Origin of the sequence: Companilactobacillus allii, assembly GCF_001971585.1 — a bacterium.
Lineage (GTDB): Bacteria > Bacillota > Bacilli > Lactobacillales > Lactobacillaceae > Companilactobacillus > Companilactobacillus allii.
Genome location: NZ_CP019323.1, coordinates 761,352 through 786,314, shown reverse-complemented (window position 1 = coordinate 786,314; position 24,963 = coordinate 761,352). Strand labels below are relative to the sequence as shown.

18 protein-coding genes are annotated in these 24,963 nt (G+C 37.9%); 6 read left to right on the top strand and 12 right to left on the bottom strand.

Translation table 11 applies throughout. From position 1 onward, the window contains the following. The first annotated feature begins 8 nt into the window (after window positions 1–8). From BTM29_RS03735 to BTM29_RS03720, 4 genes are all read left to right on the top strand, one after another. Window positions 9–389, top strand: coding sequence for a hypothetical protein (locus BTM29_RS03735; RefSeq protein ID WP_076614222.1), 381 nt, complete (start codon window positions 9–11; stop codon window positions 387–389). 201 nt (window positions 390–590) lie between these two features. Next, on the top strand, window positions 591–1,247 hold the full coding sequence (locus tag BTM29_RS03730; RefSeq protein WP_076614221.1) for an RraA family protein: 657 nt from the start codon (window positions 591–593) through the stop codon (window positions 1,245–1,247). A gap of 12 nt (window positions 1,248–1,259) precedes the next feature. Then, window positions 1,260–2,447, top strand: coding sequence for a hypothetical protein (locus tag BTM29_RS03725; protein WP_076614220.1), 1,188 nt, complete (start codon window positions 1,260–1,262; stop codon window positions 2,445–2,447). 16 nt (window positions 2,448–2,463) lie between these two features. Continuing rightward, entirely contained in the window at window positions 2,464–3,144 is a 681-nt protein-coding gene (locus tag BTM29_RS03720) for an RraA family protein (protein ID WP_076614219.1), read from the top strand. A gap of 67 nt (window positions 3,145–3,211) precedes the next feature. Here the strand turns inward: BTM29_RS03720 and BTM29_RS03715 are convergent, their stop codons facing one another. Next, a complete protein-coding gene (locus BTM29_RS03715; protein WP_083685911.1) occupies window positions 3,212–3,856 on the bottom strand; it encodes a GntR family transcriptional regulator in 645 nt (214 codons plus the stop codon). 78 nt (window positions 3,857–3,934) lie between these two features. Beyond that, entirely contained in the window at window positions 3,935–6,241 is a 2,307-nt protein-coding gene (helD, locus tag BTM29_RS03710; protein ID WP_076614218.1) for an RNA polymerase recycling motor HelD, read from the bottom strand. A 267-nt stretch (window positions 6,242–6,508) separates the two neighbouring features. On the opposite strand from helD, the gene BTM29_RS03700 reads away from it, so the two are divergent. Continuing rightward, window positions 6,509–9,142: an SLAP domain-containing protein gene (locus tag BTM29_RS03700; protein WP_157886436.1), complete on the top strand. Its 2,634-nt coding sequence runs from the start codon at window positions 6,509–6,511 to the stop codon at window positions 9,140–9,142. 249 nt (window positions 9,143–9,391) lie between these two features. On the opposite strand, the gene BTM29_RS03695 is transcribed toward BTM29_RS03700, so the two are convergent. The 4 genes from BTM29_RS03695 to BTM29_RS03680 all read right to left on the bottom strand — a co-directional run bounded on the left by BTM29_RS03695 (window position 9,392) and on the right by BTM29_RS03680 (window position 13,193). After that, window positions 9,392–10,078, bottom strand: a complete 687-nt coding sequence (locus tag BTM29_RS03695) for a Crp/Fnr family transcriptional regulator (protein ID WP_076614215.1) — start codon at window positions 10,076–10,078, stop codon at window positions 9,392–9,394. Window positions 10,079–10,456: 378 nt separating this feature from the next. Next, window positions 10,457–11,011 carry a ferritin-like domain-containing protein gene (locus BTM29_RS03690; RefSeq protein WP_076614214.1) on the bottom strand — a complete coding sequence of 185 codons (555 nt, stop codon included), beginning with the start codon at window positions 11,009–11,011 and terminating at the stop codon, window positions 10,457–10,459. Next, complete coding sequence (locus BTM29_RS03685; protein WP_076614213.1) at window positions 11,011–11,241, bottom strand: heavy-metal-associated domain-containing protein; 231 nt, start codon at window positions 11,239–11,241, stop codon at window positions 11,011–11,013. Before BTM29_RS03685 ends, BTM29_RS03690 begins: the two co-directional genes overlap by 1 nt. 56 nt (window positions 11,242–11,297) lie before the next feature. Beyond that, window positions 11,298–13,193, bottom strand: coding sequence for a heavy metal translocating P-type ATPase (locus tag BTM29_RS03680; protein ID WP_076614212.1), 1,896 nt, complete (start codon window positions 13,191–13,193; stop codon window positions 11,298–11,300). A gap of 180 nt (window positions 13,194–13,373) precedes the next feature. Here BTM29_RS03680 and BTM29_RS03675 point away from each other — a divergent pair, with 180 nt between their 5' ends. Further along, a complete protein-coding gene (locus BTM29_RS03675) occupies window positions 13,374–14,279 on the top strand; it encodes a proline-specific peptidase family protein (RefSeq protein ID WP_076614211.1) in 906 nt (301 codons plus the stop codon). 441 nt (window positions 14,280–14,720) lie between these two features. On the opposite strand, the gene BTM29_RS03670 is transcribed toward BTM29_RS03675, so the two are convergent. The 6 genes from BTM29_RS03670 to glgB are packed head-to-tail and all read right to left on the bottom strand — an operon-like array spanning window position 14,721 to window position 24,639. Next, window positions 14,721–16,565 (bottom strand): glycoside hydrolase family 13 protein, encoded by a 1,845-nt coding sequence (locus BTM29_RS03670; RefSeq protein ID WP_076614210.1) that lies wholly within the window; start codon window positions 16,563–16,565, stop codon window positions 14,721–14,723. Between the two features lie 11 nt (window positions 16,566–16,576). Next, window positions 16,577–18,982, bottom strand: a complete 2,406-nt coding sequence (locus BTM29_RS03665) for a glycogen/starch/alpha-glucan phosphorylase (protein ID WP_076614209.1) — start codon at window positions 18,980–18,982, stop codon at window positions 16,577–16,579. 27 nt (window positions 18,983–19,009) lie between these two features. Further along, complete coding sequence (gene glgA / locus BTM29_RS03660) at window positions 19,010–20,449, bottom strand: glycogen synthase GlgA (RefSeq protein WP_076614208.1); 1,440 nt, start codon at window positions 20,447–20,449, stop codon at window positions 19,010–19,012. Continuing rightward, window positions 20,442–21,614 (bottom strand): glucose-1-phosphate adenylyltransferase subunit GlgD, encoded by a 1,173-nt coding sequence (gene glgD / locus BTM29_RS03655; protein WP_076614207.1) that lies wholly within the window; start codon window positions 21,612–21,614, stop codon window positions 20,442–20,444. Before glgD ends, glgA begins: the two co-directional genes overlap by 8 nt. Further along, a complete protein-coding gene (locus tag BTM29_RS03650; protein WP_120270346.1) occupies window positions 21,611–22,756 on the bottom strand; it encodes a glucose-1-phosphate adenylyltransferase in 1,146 nt (381 codons plus the stop codon). Before BTM29_RS03650 ends, glgD begins: the two co-directional genes overlap by 4 nt. A 5-nt stretch (window positions 22,757–22,761) precedes the next feature. After that, the gene (gene glgB / locus BTM29_RS03645) at window positions 22,762–24,639 is read right to left on the bottom strand and encodes a 1,4-alpha-glucan branching protein GlgB (RefSeq protein WP_418236012.1); all 1,878 of its coding nucleotides are present in this window, start codon (window positions 24,637–24,639) and stop codon (window positions 22,762–22,764) included. Between the last annotated feature and the right edge of the window lie 324 nt (window positions 24,640–24,963).

Below are 24,963 nucleotides of genomic sequence, written 5' to 3'. Positions count from 1 at the left end.
GAAATATTATGAATAAAATAATAACATCTACCATAGTAATCATCCTATTCATCGCCTTGATCCCAGTGATCTTGCTAGCTTCAAGTGACATGAATATACGTAACCGAGCACTCAACGAAACCAACGCACTTCTTTATAGTCGTGATTCAGTACAATATGGATATGATAATGAGACCAAGTCATATTTGAAGTCCCATCCCGAACTCAAACTACACCAAATGAGTGACTTACAAGGTAGTGATGAATCAGGATCCTACTTTACAGGCAAAACTGAAAATAATACAATTTTGAAAATTTACGTAAACTTTTCTGCCAATCAAAATCGACTAGAAGATTACAATCCCGTTTTACATATTGAGAAGATCAAGTTAATGAATTACAGAGCGTGACATAACACGTTCAGTTTTCGAGTATAATGCAAAAGAAGAGTTTGTGACATAACTCTTTTTCTACTCAAACTTGCAGTGAAAACGCGTTTTAAATTTCATTTCAAATAGTCCCGTTGCTATTTTATTGGAAACGCTTTATAATATCAATTGTCGACAATGTGTATTACTTAAAAGATACATAACAATTGGAGGAACCATATTATGCAAGAAGAAAAAATAATTACTGAACTAAAAAAGCAAGATGTCACTAGTGTTTCAGATGCCCTAGACAGTCTAGGCATTCCATGTGGAGCTTACGGCATTAAGCCCATTCAGCGTGGGATTCCATTTTGTGGACGTGCTTTTACAGTACATTATGTTCCCTGCGGAATGAAGAAAGGAACCGTTGGTGATTTTCTAGATGACGTCTTAGCCAATCAAGTAGTTGTCATTGATAATGCTGGTAGAACCGACTGTACTGTTTGGGGTGACATCATGACTAATGTCGCAAACCAAAAAGACATAGCAGCTACTGTTATCAATGGAGTTTGTCGTGATATACCCGGCATATTGAGTACAACCTATCCTGTCTATAGCAAGGGATTTTACATGGTGACCGGCAAAGAACGAGTTCAGATCGACACTGTGAATGAACCTGTATCGCTTGGAGAAGTTCAGGTTCGTCCAAACGACATAATCATGGGTGATGACACTGGTGTCGTTGTAATACCTGATGAGTTGGCAGAAAAGGTTCTAAAAGTAGCTATTAGTATTCAAGAAGACGAACAAGGAATTATTCAACTAGTCAAAAATGGCAGTACTTTAAAAGAAGCACGTGCCAAAATGGGGTATTTTCATTTACAGTCACAGCAAAAATAAGGAGATGCAACTATGGATACAAAAAATAAACGAATTCATTTATTTTCCATCTTTAGTTTAAGTGCCGTAATGTTTGGAGCATATTCTGGACCCGGTTTTGCCTCTGGAGCTCAAACCGTAAGCTATTTTCTCAACAAAGGACCGATTGGTGTATTTATTGGTCCACTTATAACTGGCTTGCTTAGTTTTGTTTTTTGCTTATTACTATTTGAGATCAATAGAGTTTATCAACCTAATAATTACCGAGAAGCTTACAACCAGATCTATCAAGGTAAACATCTTCAGTGGTTCTTTGGGAATATCAAAGAACTTCAAGTTATTGTGGTCGTAATAATCTCTTTAGCACTTCAAATATCCACCGTAGCTGAATTAATCTACAGTATTTATGGAGTAAATAAGATATTGACCAGGATTCTTTTTATAATTGCCGTTGTTGCCCTATCGCTTTGGGGCGCTGGATTTATCAGAAAGGCTAGCTCCATTTTGTCCGTTCTAATCGTTCTGATTTCACTTTACATTGGTTATAAATGTTTAGGACCAGCCCTTCCGGGAATGCACTCCTTTATCTCCAGTGGTGTAACACCAAAGGACTTTGGATATAGCTCACAAGCCTTCGCTATTTTCAGCATGTTCACTATCGTTGTATTCTTCATGAATGGCTATGATGCCTGTGTCCCTGCTTCAAAAGGAATCGTAAGAACAAGAAAAGACGTATTATTAGTTTCTTTATTAACATCGATCCTTTGTACCTTTATGACAATAATTTTTACCGTAATTTTTTCTTCTGGAATGCCAGGAGTACTGAAACAAGCTGTTCCAACACTTTGGGCCGTTACAACGCTTGGAAAATTCAACGTGTTAGGTCAAACACTTTATGTAGTACTATCGATTGCCGCAATGTTGAGTACTTCAATGCACTTCATCTTTGTTGTATCTGAAAGATTCCAAATGCCTCTCAAGAAAGTAATCAAGAACAGTACTACATTGATGCGCAAATTAATAATTGCTGTTTTCTTCGTTATAATATGTGCCCTATTCAGCTTCTTTGGAGTTTTAAATATTGTTAATTACGGATACACAATTTTCACTATGGTAGTTGGACCAATCATGTTGTATCCACTCATTATCTCTGTACCTTATAGGATTATTAAGCGAAATAAAGCACTAAAAGAAGTAAATACGGAAGTACCAAATAATTAATAGAGGATGTATAAATATGGATAAAAATGTAGGATGTCAAATAATCAGTGACTTCAAACGTCCAAGTAAAGACCTAATTAATCTCTTTAAAGATATACCAGTAGCAAATATCGACGATTGTATGAATCGTCAGGCCGCTGTTTCACCAGATATAAAACCAATGAACAAAACACCTCTTTTAGGACCAGCGTTTACAGTTCAAGTTCCCCAAGGTGACAACTTGATGTTCCATAAAGCAATGGATCTAGCAAAACCAGGTGACGTTATCGTCATTGATGCTGCCGGCGGTACTAGAAACGCTATCTTCGGTGAAATAATGCTAACTTATTGTCAAAGCAGAGGTTTGGCTGGTGTTATAGTTGATGGCTGTGTCCGTGACAAGGCTGAGCTAAATAATATGACTATTGCAGCATATGCTAAAGCTGTTGTACCCAATGGTCCATACAAAAATGGCCCTGGTAAAATTAACGTTCCAATCACCTTCGGTGGTAAGGTCGTTAAACCTGGCGATATAGTTGTTGGTGATTCTGATGGTTTGATCTTCATTGATCCAAATGACGCACAATATCTAGCAGAAAAAGCTCACGGTATTATGGAAAAAGAAGCCAAAATCAAAAAGACAATCAGAAATGACGGTGAGTATAGTCGTCCTTGGGTTGATGATAAATTAGCAGATATAAATTGTAATATACAATAATATTGTTTTTCTCATAAAAAAAAGTTCTAGTATTCACTTTTGTGAACGCTAGAACTTTTTTGAGACTCTATGAATAGAAATCACCTTGATAATCAACAAACTGCAACGCTGATGTACAAACTGCATTTAGATGTAGTGCCAAAGCAGCTTTACAACCGTCTAAGTCGTGATTTCGCAATTGATGGATAATTTCCATATGTTCTTTATAGGAATCATCTTTTCTTTTGGGATCTTGAGTACTTAACCTACGTAATCTCTCTATTTGAATACTCAAAATATCCAAGAATTGAATCAGGCGCTTACTTCCTGACTTGTTAACGATCAATCCATGTAATTTTCGATCTGCTTCGTGGAGCTTTTCCCAATTGAAACCCTTAACCGCTTCGTTGAATATCGCTTCAACATCATCTAATTCCTTATCCAGTATGCGATCAATGCTCTTTTCCAGTGCAATAGATTCCAAGGCAATTCTTAATTCAAATATTTCCTTTACATCTTCTTCAGTTAGCTTAGTAACGACCGTTCCCTTTGCCGGGAAACTCTCAACCAAACCTTGCACTTGTAATTCTCTAATAGCCTCTCTTATCGGCGTTCGGCTCATTTGTAATTCCTCAGATAATTCGATTTCCTTTATAACCGCACCAGGAACCATCTTATTTGAAAGGATTGATTCTTTAATGTAGTCGTATGCAGTATCTTTTCGGCTTGCCACAAAACATGCCCCCTCATCACTAATACTATCTCGTAGTAATTAATTATACAGCTTGTGAACTCAATTCTAATCAAAATCTTACTTCGTATAATATTTTTCAGGAACACGTTGCAGTAATGGCGACAATTCACCAACAGTAGCGATAGTTAATCTGTGCATAGCACGTGACGCAATAGTATAAACTAACTGTTGCTCATCTGTGTCGAATCTATTCTTGGAAGCATCCCACATAATGACTGCATCAAACTCTAATCCCTTAGCTAAATACGATGGCAGAACTATCGTACCTGTTGCTAGACGTTGATTCTCTGAACGGATCCAAGTCGCCTCTACACCCTTTTTTTGGAGGAGTTCTTGGACTTCTTGTGACTCCTTTAGTGACTTGGTGATGATAGCTGTTGTATAGTTCTTCTCATCATTCTTGTTAACCTGATCGATAACTTGTGATAACGACTCGTCGATCGAGTTAGCTACTAACAAATTAGGTAAGTCACCCTCGCGACTGAATGGCTCGATTCTTTGACCATTAGTCAAGATAGACTTGGTATAATCAGTGATCTGCTTAGTTGAACGATATGAGTGTGTCAGTTGTACAACACGTGTTTCATCCGCATTAAATAATCCTTGAACCTCTGACAAAAGTGTCTGACTATTCTTCTTAGTGAAGATCGACTGGTTCAAATCTCCTAGCATTGTATAACGTGCTCTCGGGAACTTGTCCTTTAAGTAAGCTAGCTGGAATGGCGTATAGTCTTGAATCTCATCAATAAAGACAAACTTCATATCTGTCTCACCGTGCTTGCCAGTAACTAAGTCATACAAGTACAAGTATGGACTCAGATCATCCATTGAGATCTGCTTATTATTGAACAACTCAACGAAGTCATCAATGTCTTCTTTCCATTGTTCCTCAGTAATACCGTGCTTACTCAAGTCAGTTATCTTAGGTACTGCCTTCAAGAAGTTCAGATAATTAACTGATACATTCAAGAATCTCAAGTGAATAATCTGGCTATAAACTTTTTGCATAGCTGCCATGACGATCTTACGAGCTAAGAATCTATGCTCATCATCACCATTTTTGAACTCTTGGTCAGCCGTGTCATACAACATCTTCAATTGTTCTTGGCTTAAATCTTCAATTTGTTCAGAAACCCACTTAGAACGCATCTCCGAACCAACTTTACGACGCAACATCTTCTGGAGACGTTCAACTGTGGCATCTAGTCGGTTTCCCAGATTATATTGTGGACCAAAACTATAGTAGATCTCAGCAATCTTCTCTTTGGGAATGAAAATGTTCCCTTGGAATTTAATATTCTTGAAACTGACACCACTTTGATTCAATAACTTACCATAATTGGTCAAGATCTTGAAGAACTCAATATCAGAGACGAACTTGGAAACATTCTTCTTAACAGGATCTTCTTGTTTTTCGAATTGTTGTGAAAGACTTTCAACAGATATATTAGGCAAACGGCGTGCTAGATATTGACTATATGTCATCTGTACCATATTCTGTTCACCCATCTCTGGTAGAACATCTTGAATATAGTCATTGAACAGCATATTGGGACTGAACATTACAACTTGACTAGACGTTAAAGTACCACGATATCTGTACAGTAAAAAGGCGATACGTTGCAATATAGCAGATGTCTTACCAGAACCTGCGGCACCTTGAACGAATAAGAGCTTAGATTTTGTATCACGAATAATCTTGTTTTGTTCTGATTGAATAGTCTTAACGATACCCTTCATGTGGGTCGAAGATTTACCATCCAATACTTCCAGTAACATCTGATCCCCAATAGTCTCTTGAGTATCAAAGTAGGCTTGTATCTTACCATTCTCAACTAAAAACTGTCGTTTTAAAAATAGATCGACATTTTGTAGTCCGTCTGGTGTTTGATATTCAACATCTCCAAGTTTCCCATCGTAATAAATTGATGAGATCGGTGCACGCCAATCATAAACTAAGAAGTGATCCGTCTTATCGGTAAATGAAGTTAACCCAATATATATTGTTTCTCGTTTGGGTTCACCCTTTTCTTGGAAGTCCAATCTAGCGAAGAATGGATTGTTCTCAAGCTTTTTAAGTATCTCTAAGCGTTGTTTTGACTGATGCCAACTGTTATTACGCTCATCAAGCATTTGTTGCTGAGCATGGATGGAGAGTGCTGAATCCATTGAGATAGCATCACCATCCATACCAACATGGATATCATCAAAGGCACCGTTGATAACTTTCAAGTCATCTTCTGCGATATCGATATGTTCCTTTAGTTTGTTCTCAGATATTTTGATTTTTTCGACAACATCATCAAGATGATCTTGTTCGATTGTTTTTTCATCTAATTGCTTAATTTCAGATTTTTCCGTCATATTAACCTCGAAATTTTTAGTTAAATAATATTACCATTTTTATAGGTATATTTCAAAAGTTACGACTTTTGTTATGTCCTGCAAACGTTGGTATAATACCATTTTTCGTCATCTGATAAATATTGCAGTTACAGACATTTTGTATTGATATTTTTTAATTAATTATTTAAATCAAATTTATGCTTTATCATTTGTTAATAATTAATTTTGTACTATATAAATTAATATTTACATGATATTATTAAGTTAAATTTGCGGGGGATGAACATGAAAAAAATAAATATTGTAGGAATATCGCTTTTTTCAGCTATCATTTTTGGAGGAAGTACTACTTATACAGTAAAGGCTGATAGTGTCGACTCTTCAACATCACAAACACTACCAAGTGATGACACTTCAACTACTGATGTAGATAATGCTTCTGACATTGGCGATGTAAGTTCTGAAAATTTAAATACAAATACAGATACAAATACAAATACAGATACAAATACAAATACAGATACAGATACAAATACAGATACAAATACAGATACAAATACAGATACAAATACAGATACAAATACAGATACAAATACAGATACAAATACAGATACAAATACAGATACAAATACAGATACAAATACAGATACAAATACAGATACAAATACAGATACAAATACAGATCCTACTACTTCGGATGATTCAACTACAGAAATAAGTAGCGATACAACTTCTAACACAAACAATACTAGAGCTCTTAGTGTTGCAACTGATACACCTACACAAGTTAGTCAAGATGCCACTGCTTCAAACTCCGATAATTCTTCCAACGTTGCGTCAAAATCAATTTCTTATGACACTTCAGCTACTGACGAAACTGACGAAACTGACGACGTTTCGTTCAACATTTATTTGAGAGATGAAGATAATAATACGATTAAAGACGCCAATGGTAATCCTATCAACGTATATAGTGGAACAGGGAAAGTTGGAGAGGTAATAGGTAAAGACGCAACCTATGAGAAACTCAAAGATCTCAAAATTTACAATTTGTACCAGTTCACGTCATTTTCGATAACCCTTAACAAAGATACTAACGACTATTACTTTGACGTTTCCAGAATCAAGGCACGTTTAATTGTACGAAGATTCGTAAATGGTAAATTAAGCAACCTTTCAAATGTTTTTAGTGGACTACCTAATGGCTCACTAGAAACCACTGAGTGGAAAGTTCTTTATGCTAATGACAGTTTCAAGTTGTCTCAACTAGAGAACAATGAGTTTCCAATTTTTAATAATAATATCGCTGAAACAACCACTTCTTATAGTGTAAACAAAGAATCTTTTAATCTAGAAGATTACAATAAGGTTGAAAAAATTCCAGCAACTAAGGATACTACTATAACAATAGACTCCGCTAATGATACAGATTTTGATAGTATCAGTTTTGGATTTTTAGTTAATATTTATATTGAAGTACCAATACCAGTTTACTATCAAGATAGTTTAGGAAATGAGATAAGCAAGCCAACAACAACTACTCTAAATTTTTCAGATCCTGATAATCATACTACTACAGTTAATCCACCTGATTATGACACCTTGGGAAAGGAAATCCCTGGATATACATTCGATAAGTCATTATCTACATATTCAATGGAACTTAATGAAACTGATGATGATCGTGCCTATTCAGAAGACCAAATGGCAAGTTATGGCACTGTAAATATGGACAAAAGTAAAGTTGTTATGGTGTACACAAAAAATGATATAGAATTTCCAGTGATAAATTACGTTGATGACACAGGTAAGACAATTCATAGTGAGACACTTTATAATTATGATTTGAATTCTGGTGATTTCACAACTAATGATATTCCAGACATTTCAACATTTAAGGATGAATCAGGTAATGCGTTTAGTTTACAAAATAAATCATTTGAAAAGACTGATACTGGATACAACGTTCAAGTAGCAGATCCATATTATAAAATTAAGATCATTCAACAAATTGGTAACTTAATTATCTACGATGAAATGCAATCATGGGACAAAAATAACTTAGTATTAATAAGTCCAGATGCTCCAAGTGGATATACCATAAATCTTGATCTTTCCACGTTCCAATATCAGTCGCAAGATTTCCCCTTCACAGGGTTGTTCACAAGTATTAATGATGCGGTAGGCTATATTACTAGTAATAGTGACGTTTTATTAGATCCAGACCTTTTACCACCTGCTCCGTATAGAGAAATCACAGTTACAGCAATTTATGGTCAGCCTAACAAGATAACGATTAATTACGTTGACGCTAACAACAAAACTATCTCTAGTGATACATCAGATGCTCCAACTAGTGAAACGACTGTGGAGTCTCTATTAAAAGCTCCAACTGGCTACAAGTTAAAAGATAGTTCCTTTGTAATTGATGCCTCTAGTACTGATGACACATTAGTAGTGAATGCATCTGTTGTCGCTGATGAACCTACTAGTGGTGGAAATAATCAAGGTAGTGGTGGAAGTGATGATAATGATGGCGATTATGATACTCCTGAAGTTTCTGATATTGACGCTAAACTCTCTATCACAAAGGACGCTACTACTGTCTATGATTCTAACGGTAAAGCAGTGTCAATATCGCTATCAAAATATAGTAATTGGGTCACTGATAAGAAAATGACTCTTGACGGTGAGACATATTATCGAGTGGCAACTGATCAATGGGTCAAAGAAAGTGATGCATATCTTTATAATGATAATCTTTCACAAGTACATGCTTACTATGATAGTAATAAGTCGTTGATTGACTCAACGGGCAAAGCTTCTTCTAGAGCATTGAAGAGTGGAACGGATTGGGCAACTGACCGTTATGCATACTTCAATGGTCAAAAGTATTATCGTGTTTCAACTAATGAATGAGTCGCAGCTTCTGATGTACTAGAATATCAACCAGTATCAAGTATTGTAACGTCAAAGGATTCAAAGATATATGATGAATTCGGTAACGTTGTCGGAAGTATATCATCTGATGAATATCAAACTGACCGGGTTGGAACCATTAATCATGTAAAGATGTCTCGAGTAGCCACTAATGAGTGGATTATTGCCAATTAATCTGGTAAGTAAAATGGAGCTAACTCAATTGTGAGTCGGCTCCATTTTTGTTTTCTACTCCACCATAGCCAATCCATCAGCGTCCAATATCTTGATCAATGTATTAGATTTCTTCTCGATCAATTCATCTTTTGCTAATGAACTAAGCTTACGACTGATTGTCTCTGGCGTTGTTCCAAGATATGTTGCAATATCTTTTTTCTTAAGGGGTAATTCGAATTGTTCCTTTTTCAATCCTGCACTGGTCTCCAACAAATAACTGGCTAGACGGCTTTCAATACTTGACGTAGCAGCCTCAGTGGTTTGTTGTTCAAGTTGTACAATTCGTTGTCCAAAGGCATTGACCATGTTAACAGCTAACTCTGGTGATGTCTTCATCAACTTCTGAAAGTCACTACGTTTGATCTGACAAACATCGGTGTCCATCAAGGCTTGTGCGAAACTTGTACGATCTTTGTTACTGAAAAGTGCAGCTTCTCCGTCAAAATCACCAGTTTGAAGAATTCTCAACATTTGTTCTTTACCATTGGTAGCGATTTGAAATACTTTGGCTTGACCGTGTGCAACTATCGTTAATGCATCAGCGGAATTACCGGCTTGATAGATGTACTCGCCACTTTGGTAATGCTTATCTGAAACTAGTGACGCAACTGTTTTGGTATCCTCTTTTGAAAGTGATTGGAATATTGTTACTAATTCTACACAATCTTCTGCTGTATGGTTATGGGCTAAATGTGCCATTGGGCTTACTCCTTTTCTATTTTGATACAGCAATAGAAGGACCTTTTTGGCCCTTCTATTTGCTTGTCTAAGTTTTTTTATTTTGTTTTGCTAGAAAAAGTAAACTCCTCTGCTTGCTTTTTCTGTGGTTTGAAACGAGTTCCGGAAGGGTAGACTCCTGTGCTTACTACGATAAGTTCCATCATCACTTCGTGATAATGATACTTATCTAGGTAATGCTCAGAGTCTGGGCACCTTCCCTGCACTCTCTTTTTTACTTCTGAAACGAGTTCCGGAAGGGTAGACTCCTGTGCTTACTACGATAAGTTCCATCATCACTTCGTGATAATGATACTTATCTAGGTAATGCTCAGAGTCTGGGCACCCTTCCTGCACTCTCTAGTCTTCGTCGTCCTCATCATCTTCTTCAAATCCAACACGTGCACTATTACCAAGTAATGCTTGATAGATTCTAATTTGATGATTATTCCAGCCTAGTAACTCTACTAGTACTTGAGCCATGAATGGGCGATCTTCGTTTTGGGCTAGTTTGATTGCTCTTGTTATAAACATGTTATCAGTTGCAAAGTCATTTACAACTGTTTGAATCATGTCTTGAGCATTCAAGTACTTATTAGCACCGTTTTCTTCGATCATTGTGTAATCTGTATATTCTTTCATTGTTGATGGTGGCAACTCGCCTTCGTCCAACAATTGTTCGGCTACTTTATCGAACCATGCGTTATTCTCATCGATTGTATCATTCAAAACTGACTTGTAGCTTTCAGCGTTTGGTCCTTTAACGAACCACTTTAGTTGATGCAACTTGATATTGATATATGCATGATTGGAAACAATGTGTCCTGTCATTGCACCGGCTGTTGGTTTGTGGTGATCGGCGTCGGCTTGTTTTTGTTCTGCCTCGAATTTTTCATCAATTGTTAGCTCTGTCATTATGCAATCTCCTTTGTCTTGATCTTTTTAACTTCATATCCTAGTTCAGTGATAACTTTACCTAGATCTTCACCACTTACTTTTGCTTCATCAATGTCAGCCTTAACTTTACCTGCATTGAACATAACTTTTACATCTGAAACTCCGTCTTGATTTGAAACTGCTTTTTGAATTTTTGTCATACATGATGGGCATGTTAATTCGCCTAATTGTAATACTACTTTTGCCATATTTAAGTTCCTCCTATTTATCTTTAACTAACTTACAAGTCATATAATAGTATCTTTTATGCTGTCTTAACTTGATTTACGTCAAGTTTTGGAGATTTTTTGAAAGATTTTAATCTTAACAATCTCATTGCATTGAAGATAACTACTAGAATACTGAATTCATGGACAAACATCCCACTTGCCATATGGATAACTCCTACTAATAAACCTAATAATAGTAGAGCAACGGTTCCTACGGCGATGATGATATTTTCTTGTGTATTAGCTACTGTCTTCTTAGCCAAGATGTATGAATGTGCTAGTGCGTCAAAGCTTGATTTAACTAAGACAACATCGGCTGTTTCAATGGCAACATCTGTACCACTTCCCATACCGATACCGATATCGGCTGTAGCAAGAGAAGGACTATCATTGATACCATCACCAACAAAGGCAACTTTGTGACCTTCTTCTTTGAACTTCTTAACAAAATCAACTTTTTGTTCTGGAAGTAATTCTGCATGAACTTCATCAACTGGTAATCTGTCTGCGACGTGTTGTGCAGCGACTTTATTATCACCTGTCAACATTACAACTCGCTTGATTCCGGCATTCTTGATTGCTGTTAATCCTTCAAATGCGTCACTTCTTAATTGGTCATTAACACCAACGACTAACTTCAATTCTGAATCAACTGCCATAAGAACAATTGAGTCCCCATTATTCATCTTTGTATCAATAACTTTACGAGCATCATCAGAGATTGTAACGCCGTTATGCTTCATCAAACGTTCATTACCAACTAAGATTCTACTGTCATTGCTCTGTAAACCTTGACCTTTAACTGTATCTAATTCTGGTAGATCTTTTGTCTCTGTAATACCTTGATCAGTAATATATTTATTAATTGCAGTACCTAGTGGATGATCAGATGTACCTTCAACGGCTGAAAGTAATGCCATATCCGCATTCTTGTCATCCCCAAAGTGATCCAATCCTGTGACACTCATTTTACCTGTAGTTAATGTACCTGTTTTATCTAAAACTAATGTATCGACTTTGGCGAAGCTGTTTACAGCATTTCCACCCTTCATCAAGATACCATTCTTAGCACCGTTACCAATTCCGGCAACGTTTGATACTGGGGCACCGATAACCAAGGCACCAGGGCATCCTAGAACTAAAACCGTGATAGCTAATGGGAAATCACGTGTGAATACCCAGACTAGAATACCGATAATAAGTACGGCTGGTGTATAGTATGTTGCAAATTTATCAATGAATCTAGCAGCTGGAGATTGGCTATCTTGAGCCTCTTCAACTAATTCAATAATCTTACCAAATGTTGTATCTTCACCAACAGATGTTGTTTCGACAGTGATTGTTCCGTTGTCGGTCAATGATCCAGCGAAGACCTTGTCCCCGATACTCTTCTCAACTGGAGTTGATTCACCAGTTATAGAAGCTTCATTCATGTAGCCTTTACCTTCGATGATCTTACCATCAACAGGAATCTGACCACCTGGTTTAACGATTACATGGTCCCCTTCGTCCAAGTCATCAACATCAACAGTTGAAACACTGCCATCTTCGTCAACCAACTCAGCCGTTGTTGGAGCCATCTGTGTTAAGTTCTTAACTGATGAACGAGTCTTTTGTAATGTTCTTTGTTCTAAGTAACTACCGAATAGGAACAAGAATGTAACGATTGCTGATTCTTCATATTCTCCGATAACGAAAGCACCGATTACGGCGATTGTTACCAAGAGTTCAATGCTGATAACTTTGTTGATTAAAGCTGTAAAAGCATGTAAGAACACTGGAATTGCACCTATGATACTTGCTAATATCATTGCTGGTGTTTCCACCATTGGTAGATTAGCAAATTTACCAATAAAACTTATTACGATCAAAATGGCGATTGCTGCAGTCATTTTGTTTTGATTTTTTTGAACCCATATATTAAATTTCATATTATCTTTCCTCCTAAGCACAAATACATTGTATTAGGTTTGAGCAGAGTCCAACTTGATTACGGTCAAGTTTTGTAAAAAACTATAAAAACTTTGTTTATTCAAATATTACAAATGTATTTGGACTGGATACAATATAGATATATAATTGTATTAATAACAATAGGAAGGTGAAAACTTATGAAACAAGGCACAACAATTATCACTCTCGATAATGGCTACCATTTATGGACAAATACCCAAGGTCATGGCGATATTCAACTACTCTGCCTACACGGTGGACCAGGTGGAAATCACGAATATTGGGAAAACTTCGGTGAAGAACTTGCCGATTTAGGCGTTCAAGTATCAATGTATGATCAACTTGGCTCATGGTACTCAGATCAACCCGACTACAGCGATCCCAAAATTGCTGAAAAGTATTTGAGCTATGACTACTTCCTTGATGAAGTCGAAGAAGTTAGACAAAAGCTTGGCTTAGACAACTTCTACTTAATCGGTCAATCATGGGGTGGCGCTTTAGTACAAATGTACGCTGCTAAATATGGTCAACACCTTAAGGGAGCAATCATCTCAAGTATGGTTGATGAAATTGACGAATACGTTACAAGCATCAATCAATGCAGAATGGATGCTCTTGGTCCTGACAAAGTTAAGTATATGGAACAAAAAGAAGCTGAAAATGACCTTGATGATGCCACATATCAAAGTTACGTTGATGTATTGAACAGAGAATACATTGATAGGAAACAACCAGCTGCTATCTCACACTTGATCGATACAACAGCTACACCTGTATATAACGCATTCCAAGGAGACAACGAATTCGTTATCACTGGTAAATTAAAGGAATGGCACTTTAGAAAACACCTAAACGAAATCAAAGTACCAACACTACTTACATTTGGTGAACACGAAAGTATGCCTATTTCAACAGCTAAGATCATGCAAGAGAAGATCCCTCATGCAAGACTAGTTACAACACCAAACGGTGGTCATCATCATATGATTGATAATGCCCCTGTTTACTTTGATCATTTGAAGACATTTATTAAAGATGTTGAGAGTGGTAATTTCAAGGATTAGAGAGTAAACCAGAGAGTGGAAGAAGCCGGGAGATTCTGAGCACTGCCTAGGTTAGTGAAGGTGCCACGAAGTGGTGCATTTACTAATCGTAGCAGGCACAGGAATCTGGCTTCTGCAACTCGTTTCAAAACCAGAGAGTGGAAGAAGCCGGGAGATTCTGAGCACTGCCTAGAATAGTGAAGGTATCACGAAGTGATGCATTTACTATTCGTAGCAGGCGCAGGAATCTGGCTTCTGCAACTCGTTTATGACAACAATCAAAAAAGGCTAGGGAAATTAATCTCTAGTCTTTTTTGTTGTAGATAAAATTCAAAACCTAAAACCTTGTATAGTATTTATCTTCTATTGGAGTGGAAACGAGTTTACAAAGGACAAACCTCTGCGCTTGCTACGAATGGTGACTTCACTACTGCGTAGTAAAATCACTATTCTAGGCAATGCTCAAGGTTTCCCGTCCTTTGACACTCTCTCCGGCTTCTTCCACTCTCTGGTTTGAAAATCACCAACAACCTCACCACTAAACAACTCCCGTATCTCAACGGAAACTTCAGATGGAACAACGTCCATCATAAAGTCGTTATCCTTGATCAAAGCTTGATTGGAAGATGTATTCAAAACAACTACCAACCTCTTATCACCGCTCCAATAAACAAACCCTATTCCATATTCACTCAGATAAAACGGTGCGAACTCCGCCGTATCTATCCATGCATGTTTAGTTCGCCAGTTATACCACTGACTTACTGACTTCAATAAATCTTCATCTTGATCATTCCATGGGAAAAAGGCTCGATTATCAGGATCTTTACCACCAGTTAGTCCCACCTCATCCCCATAATAAACACAAGGTACACCGGGCAAAGTGAACAACAAACCGACAGCTTGTTTCAACCAATTTTTATTGCCATGTAGCGCAGTTAAAATGCGCTGTGTATCGTGGCTTCCTATATTATTAAAATTATACCTGAAAACTGTATCGGGATAATTCTCTTTCAATGTCATTAATTCAAGCCACCACTCCAAAGGCTTCAAGTCTCCAGTTAAGACACGAATTATCAATTCTCGCAGTGGATAATTCATGACCGCTTGCAACATATTACCTTCAAGATAGTGGCGACGTTTGCCATAGGCCAATTTATGCGAGGCATCTTCCCAAACTTCACCGATCAAGATTTTATCGGGATATTTATTCAGCGTTTGCCGAATTCCCAGAATGAATTCATCCGGTAATTCATCGGCAACATCTAATCTCCAACCATCAACTCCACGTGAAGTCCAATAATCAATTACTGAGTTATCGCCACCATAAATGAACTTTTGAAAATCTTCATTGTTCTTATTAACTGTCGGCAGATCTGTCACACCCCACCAGCTGTCATATTCATTTGGATAATTGGTGAAAGTGAACCATGGGAAATATTGACTGTCTTTAGATTGAGTCGCACCAATTGTGTCGTATTCGCCTGACTTATTAAAATATCTGGAATTGACTCCAACATGGTTGAAGACACCATCTAAAATCACACGCATTCCAGCTTCATGAATGGTGGTAACCAGATTATCGAAATCAACCAGTGTCCCCAACATTGGATCTATTTTGAAATAATCATTGGTGTCATAACGATGATTACTACTTGCTTCAAATATAGGACTCAAGTATATAATCGTCACTCCAAGTTCTTTTAAATAAGGTATTTTCTTCTGAATCCCTATTAAATTGCCACCATAAAAATCCCAACGGACGACTTCTTGCTTATTATTTCTGATATACATTGGTAAATCAGTCTTTTGTCCGTAAATAAAGCTATTAGGTTTAGGCGAATTGATGTGTCCATCTTCATTACCATTATTAAAACGGTCCACAAAAATATGGTATGCCAATCCCTTTTGGTACCATTCAGGAATAGTTTCTACTTCATTTATAACGGTCAGTTGATACATTTGTACATCGCTTCTTTGGAAGTAGACCACTCCTTCTCCACCAAATCCACCATCTGTACAACCATAAAAGCAACTTTCCTTATCCGTTACAACTTCAAAATAATAAAAATATAAACCTGAAAACTCCGGTGTGAATTCAGTTTGATAGTGCATTTTTCCTAAAGTCATTGGAATTTTGTGTTCAGAATCCCAATGTCCATCTTGTGCCACATGCAAATTCACCTGTTGGATCGAATCATTAGTGTGAACCCCAATCTGAAATCTCACTTTAGTTCCCTCAAGTACCGCGCCAAAGGGAGCTTTTTTTGTTGTCTGAAATGAATTATATTCTATAACGATACTCATAATGACACCTCTTACTTCAAGATCCGATCAAATGGTACTTGCCAAATATCTTCAGCATATCTAGCCACTGCATAGTCAGCAGAGAAAGTACCTGATGCAGCGATATTGGCCAATGATTTTTTCTGCCAAGTTTTTACATCATTGAAATCAGACGAGATTTGTTTTTGCTTAGCTACATAATCTTCATAATCTGCCATAACAAAATATTCATCATTGTATTGTAAGAGTGAATTATATATTTCACGACCCTCAGTGGATATCTCAGGAATTGTCCCATCGATCAACGCATTAACCACACGTTGTAATTCTTGATTACCGTCAAAGAACTTCTGAGCTTGGTAGTCACCACGATGATAATAACCATAAACTTCATCTGAAGTTAATCCGAAAGTATACTCATTCTCAGAACCAGCTGCTTTCACAATGTCGATATTGGCACCATCTAATGTGGCTAGTGAAAGAGCTCCATTGGTCATCAACTTCATATTACTAGTACCAGAAGCTTCTTTGGATGCTGTAGAGATCTGTTCACTGACATCAGCAGCTGGAATAATCAATTCTCCTAGTGAGACTCCATAGTTTGGTACGAAGACTACTTTTAACTTATCACCGATAGCTTGATCATTATTAACTAAGTCTGCCAAAGCATTGATGACCTTAATAACTGACTTGGCATAATGATAGCTTGGTGCCGCCTTAGCGCCGAAGATATGTACCCGTGGTGTGACTGACTTTTGAGGGTTATCTTTGATATCTTGATACTCACGAATGATCTCGAATACGTGTAGCAATTGACGTTTATATGCATGGAGACGTTTGATTTGGACATCAAAAATTGCGTCGGTATTGAGAGTGATATTCATATTTTCCTTAACGTATTCCGCAAGTCTTTGTTTATTAGTCAACTTCACTTCAGCCAACTGATGCAAGAATTCTGTGTCATTTTCAAACGCTGTCAGTGTTTGTAGTTGCTTAGGATTATCATGCCAATTCATTCCGATTCTTTGGTCGATCAACTTGGTCAATGGTCGATTGGCCAATTCTAACCAGCGACGATCAGCTATACCATTGGTTTTGTTATTGAATTTCTCAGGGTAGATCCGATATAGATCAGCCAAGACATCCTTCTTCAACAATTCTGTATGTAACGGTGCTACGCCATTGACACTGTGACTGCCGATAACTGCCAAATAAGCCATCCTTACTTGACCATTACCGAGTGGAGCTGTGTTATCCACCACTTTACTACCAAAAATTGGAGTCTTTTCATTACGATAACGACGATCTATTTCTTCCACTATTTGATAGATTCTGGGAAGTAGACCTTTGAACATATCAATTGGCCAACTCTCCAGTGCTTCTTGCATAATTGTATGATTGGTATAACTCATCGTAGCAGTAGTTATTTGCCAAGCTACATCCCATGAACAATCATATTCATCTAGTAGTATCCGCATCAATTCGGGAATTACTAATGTTGGATGTGTGTCATTAATGTGCACAGCGACTTTTTGAGCGAATTGCTTCAGATTATTGTGCTCCAAGAAGTAATGTCTGACGATACTTTGGATACCGGCTGATGAGAAGAAATACTCCTGTCGCAAGCGCAAAGAGCGGCCTTCATCACTGGAGTCATCTGGATACAATACCTTGGTGATGTCGTTGATATTGTCACGTTGTTTTTGTGAATAATAAGTATGATCTGCACTTGGTGGTAATTCTGCTGACCATAATCTCAAGGTATTCGTCACCCCATTGTGGTAGCCGACCATTCCAATATCATAAGGTACAGCTAAGACATCGTCGGTGTAATCATATACTGGTCTAAGTGTTTTGTCCGCTTGTTCTTGAAGCCAAACGTGTCCACCGAACCTGACCACACAGGCACGATTCTCACGCCGAACTTCCCACACATTGCCATTACGTAGCCAGTCATCAGGCAACTCCACTTGATAGCCATTCATAAACACTTGCTTGAATAAGCCATAACGATAGCGAATACCATTACCATTACCAGCCATACCCAAACTTGCCATTGCATCCATATAGCCGGCTGCCAATCTGTCCAGTCCACCATTACCAAGTCCTGGATCTGGTTCAGCTTGGCAGATCTTTTCATAATTCAAGCCGAGCTTTTTCAATCCACTACTAACCGTGTCCAAAATATCAAGATTCAAGAGATTGGATTGAAGTAACCTTCCCGGTAAGAATTCAATTGAGAAATAATAAACCTGTTTCAAATCGTTCTTTCGATAACCTTTTGAAGTATTGGTCCAATTGTCGGCGTTATAACGCTTAAGTAATTGACCCAATGCAATAAACTGCTCTAGAGCTGACGTATCTTTTAAGTCTACAGCGTACATTGCCTTGATCTCATTGACAAAATCCGTTGTAAAATCAGATTCTTTTAATTTCATGTTTTTTTACTCCTGTAGTAACCCAGTTTAGTCAGCCAATTCTTGATACAATTGACGATATTTCTTAGCCGACTTGTGCCAGCTAAAGTCTTGTTCCATGCCCTGACTTCTCAGATTTCCCCAAGCTTTTGGATCATCATGATACAACTCAAACGCTGAATCCATCATTTCTTTTAACACTTCAAAACGGTAATCATCAAAGCCAAATCCAGTTCCTACTTTGGTGAACTTATTATACGGAGTAACTGTGTCACTCAAGCCACCGACTGAATGTACTAATGGTACACTGCCATAACGCATAGCCATCATCTGTGACAATCCACATGGTTCAAACGCTGACGGCATTAAGAACACGTCACTACCTGCATAGATCATCTGAGCCAATTTCACATCAAACTGGATCTTTGCAGCAAGTTTCTCATGGAATGCATCTTGATAACCCAAGAAGCCATCTTCCAAGTCCTTGTCACCAGTACCCAAAATGATAACTTGCACATCTCGTGATTTCAAAAAGTCATTCAACGCACTTAATAACAGATCCATCCCTTTTTGACGAGTCAATCTAGACACGACCGCAAAAATTGGCACATCTTTTTCTGGTAATCTGACCATCTTTTGTAAGGCATGTTTATCTTTGATTTTATTGGTCGTATCTATTGCATCGAAGTGATACGGGATCGATGGATCAGTGGCTGGATCATAAACAGACATATCGATTCCATTGACGATCCCTTGTAATTTGTATGAATTATCCTGCAAAATGCCTTCGAGATGTTCACCAAACTCTGGTGTTTGTATTTCAGAAGCATACCTTGGAGACACCGTTGTAACGGCATCAGCAAAAGTTATGCCTCCTTTCATGAAGTTGATATTACCAAAGAATTCAATACTGCCTTCATCAAAAGTCCTAGTTCCGATCCCAAACAAACTGCCTAGAACTATAGGATCATAGACACCCTGGAATTGAATGTTGTGAATGGTCAGAACTGTTTTGATATGTGCATATGACTGGATCCAACTATACTTATCTTTCAATAACACAGGTATAAATGCAGTGTGCCAATCATTAAGATGCAATACGTCAGGTATGAAGTCGATCTTTTCCATCATTTCACAAATAGCCAGCTGGAAGAAGGCAAAACGCTCACCATCATCCCAATATCCATATAAGTTATCACGGCCGAAATATTCTTCGTTATCGATCAAATAGTATTTTAATCCATTCAATTCCAGTGTTTTGATACCACAATACTTCGGTTTGTTCCCAACTTGAACTTGAAAATACATCCAGTCTTTCACAAGCTTCTTATATTTGGCTGGAAATAACTTTTCATAATAAGGGATAACCACTCGTAATTCATCTATATCTTCATTCAATGCTTTTGGTAGTGAAAAGGCTACATCTCCTAATCCACCTGTCTTATAAAATGGAGCTGCTTCTGCTGCAGCAAATAAAACCTTAGACATTTTCTACCTCCGTTTGCCGAAATATCCGTTTCCCTTTACCAATAACTAGGGGATTCTCCGGAGTTCCTTTCAGCTGTAAATTGGGACCTACAACGACATTTTTATCTATAATGACATTTTCTATAGTTGTGCCAGCCCCTATCCGTGTTCCCTGCATAATAACTGAATTGGTGATCTTTGAATTACGATTGATAAGGACGTTACGGAAAATGACCGAATGTTTGATCTGACCTTCAATATATCCACCTGTACCACACAAACTCCCTTTGACCTGCGAACTCTTCGCAAAAAATGTCGGGATTTCATTTTTGACCTTCGTGTAGATACGGCGTTGACTGTAAAATAGTGCTCTGAAATTATCTTCCCCGAGAATCGACATGCTAGCATCATAGTAACTACCGATGTCATGAATGTTGGCATAAAATCCTGTATATTCAAAAGCGTTAGCGTTATGTTGGATGACTGCTCGCAACATCAAACGCTCCAAACTGATCAGCTCTCCACGCATATTGGCTTCATTTAAGATATCAATAAGATCGACCGTACTCATCAAGTAAATGTTCAAACTCTTAGCAAGTTTGCCATCTTCATTTGGTGACACATTAGTATTTGAAGCTGCAACAACTGCTGTCGCCATCCCATTATCAGTCACCTGTAATACCTTGGTGTCAGGATCGACACTTTTGGCATCCACACTCTTATATACAGTGGTGACTGGATTGTCGCGTTCTTTGTGATAACGAAGTAAGGCAGCAAGGTCGATATTACAGATATTGCGTGTTCCCATAACGACCGAATATTCACTATTACTACGTTTTAAAAAGAGAATCGTGTTGTCATAATAATGATGTATCAAAGCTTCTTTTTTCTCAGGTGAAACTAGTGATAAATCATTGTATGGAAAATTGAATAATCCACCACGAATAGTATCCAAGTTCCAGTCATTACCACTGCGCAAATGATCAGCGACTGAACGACCTGAACGTGGTGACGTTATCATTACGTTCCTAATTCCAGCATTAGCAATACTGGATAAAGGGAAATCTATTAGACGATAGCGACCACCAAATGGCAAGGTTCCCACGGGACGATTCTCTGTTAAAGATTTCAATTCTTCCCATGGTTCGACCAAATTTATAATTGCACTCACAGTATTATGTTTCATGATTTTTTAACCCCCAGAACTTCGCCATATCCTACAACTGCAATATCTTCGCTGGTTCCTTTAACGACTGCGCCATCTCCAATAACTGCCTCTTCACCGACCAGTGCATGATCGACTACAGCGTTCTTACCAACCGTTGCCCCAGGCATCAACATACTGTCAATGACCTTACTACCGGCACCAACTGATACACGTTGTGAAAGGATCGAATGATCGACTTCACCTGAAACATAGCAACTATCAACGATCATTGAATTGTTGACATTGCTAGTACTCGTTAGAAACATCGGCGGTAATACTTGTGCCTTGGAGTGAATGCGCCAGTTATGATCACCAATGTTCAAACTATTGTGTGGTGACAAAAATTCCATATTGGCTTGCCAAAGACTGTGAATAGTCCCAACATCACGCCAATAACCTTCAAATGAATAGGCGTACGCAGACTCATTATTAGCAAGATACATTGGGATGACATTCTTACCAAAGTCCTCCAAGGTTTTATTTGTACTGAAACTAGTAGTTAAGTAATTCCTCAACGTTGCCCAATTGAAGATATAAATACCCATTGAAGCATTGGTACTCTTGGGATGTTCAGGCTTTTCTTCAAACTCAATAATACGATCTGTTTCGTCTGTGTTCATTATTCCAAAGCGCTTGGCCTCTTCATTAGTAACTGAGATCACACCCACAGTTAACGACGCCTTTTTGGCCTTGTGATAGGCCAACATTTTGCTGTAATCCATCTTGTAGATATGATCTCCTGATAGAACTAGCAGATACTCTGGATTTTGTTGATCAATATATTCAATATTTTGATAAATGGCATGTGCAGTTCCTTCGAAGAACTTCTCACCTTCTGTAGAAGAAAAAGGCTGTAGCACCGTGACTCCGCCATTTTGATCATCCAATCCCCAACTGGATCCATTACCGATATGAGCGTTCAATTCCAGTGGTTGATACTGCGTTATAACGCCGACAGTATCCACGCCAGAATTAGCACAATTGCTCAATGTAAAATCGATGATCCGATATCTTCCACCGAATGGAATCGCAGGTTTAGCCGTAGATTTGGTTAACTTACCTAAACGACTCCCTTGTCCACCAGCCAGAATAATAGCTAACATTTCATTGTTTTCGTCCATTTGACTCACCCTCTACTTTTGATAGGTTTGATCAATAATGCTCCCATTGCTGGGAGAGTGACTGTGAAACTCGCTGGTTGACCTTTATAAGGTGTTTTGTCAGCTAAGAAATGAGTCTGTAATCTTGTCCAAGTACCACCCAAAGACTCATCTTCGGTATTCAAAAGTAATTCATACTCACCTGTAAAAGGAACCCCAATACGATAATTCTTCCGTTCCACTGGCACAAAGTTGAATGCCGCAATAGTAAATTGACGCTTACTTTTCCCCTGACGTATAAATCCCATAGTCGAATTCTTAGCATCGTCAGTATTCGTATAGTTCAATCCTTCAATAACATAATCTTGTTCCCACATTGACCTTTGATCGTGATAAATTTGATTCAACTTTTTAGTGAATTGTTGCATTTTTTGATTCATCGGATCATCTAAATCGACCCATTCAAGCTGACTCCAATCACGCCACTCAAGAAATTGCCCCCATTCAGATCCCATAAAGGTCAACTTCTTACCTGGAAAAGTCATTAGATAAGTCATCATCGTACGTAGATTGGCGAACTGATTATATCTATCTCCTGGCATCTTGTGCATCAAGGACTTCTTACCGTGGACCACTTCATCATGTGAAAATGGCAGGATGAATTTCTCATTATTCATATATACAAAGGCAAATGTTAATAAGTTGAAATGATCACTACGATATAACGGGTCCATTTCGAAGAATTCTAAAGTATCGTGCATCCAGCCAAGATTCCACTTATAGTCAAATCCCAAGCCATTCTTTTCAACTGGATCAGTTACCCCTGCATACGCTGACGATTCTTCAGCAATCATCAATGCATTGGGATATTTTTTATGTATCACCGTGTTCAATAATTGCAAGAACTCAATACCTTCAAGATTACGATTATCACCAAGCTTGTTGGTTTGTCCTTCTTTACCTTCGTCATAATCTAAGTACAACATGTTAGAAACAGCATCGACTCTCAGACCATCTATGTGGCACTTACCTAGCCAATACATAGCACTGGAGATCAAGAAGCTGTGCACTTGAGACTTACCCAGATCAAAGTTCCAAGCACCCCAACGACTATTGTTAGCACGATTTTCATCCTGATATTCAAAAGTTGGCGTGCCATCGTACTTGTACAGCGCATCGTAATTCCTGATGAAATGTCCTGGTACCCAGTCGACTATCACGCCGATATTTGCCAAATGACACTTATCAACAAAATCCAAGAAGTCATCAAGAGTGCCGAAGCGACTCGTTGCAGCAAAGTAGCCCAATTGTTGATACCCCCAAGAAGCATCAAGTAAATGCTCCATTATCGGCATCAGCTCAATGTGTGAATAGCCCATCTTCTTAACATAAGGAATCAATTCATCCGCCATCTCTGAGTATGTGTAATAAGTATCGTCGACATGTCGCTTCCACGAACCCAAGTGGACTTCATAGATGTTCAATGGCCGACAATCTGGGTTGCTGCGCTTTCTTCTACCTAGCCAAAGTCCATCGTGCCACTTATGTTTACTAATGGCTGGAACAAGTGCTGCATCACCAGGTTTCTTTTCGAATTGTGTTGCATAAGGATCAATCTTCAAGTTTCTTTTACCGTCAGGTCCAGTAATCGCAAACTTATACAAATCTCCAGAATTTACACCATCAAAATCACCGTGCCAAATACCAGTGGTCCCAACTTTAGTTAGTTCAGAATCTCTCCAGTCGTTAAAATCACCTACAACTGAAACGATTCTTGCGTTTGGTGCCCAAACATTGAACGCGGTTTTGTTGTCAGCTTGAACATGACAACCTAAGAATCCGAAGCTTTCAAAAGACTGACCAGTGTTAAATAAGTAACCTTGATCAGCAATCGTTTCTTCCAATACCAACTAAATCACTTCCTCTCAAAGAATAGTGAAAAGTTAAACAATATCTCTTTTGGTCATCTTTAAATCTCAAGTCTAAAAAATCTTACGTGCGTTTAATCTATTCTATGACGAAAAGATATCCCACTATTCAAAGTAGCTTTCATCACAGATTATACACTGATATAACAAGGCTTGATATAGTTTTCACATACGAATCGTCAATCAATATTACTAACTGCACATTTCAAAGGATGATTTGGCTTAGACATCTTATAAAAGTTAAAAAAATCACAAAAACTCAATTTATTTCAAATAGATTGACTATACCAATTATTATGA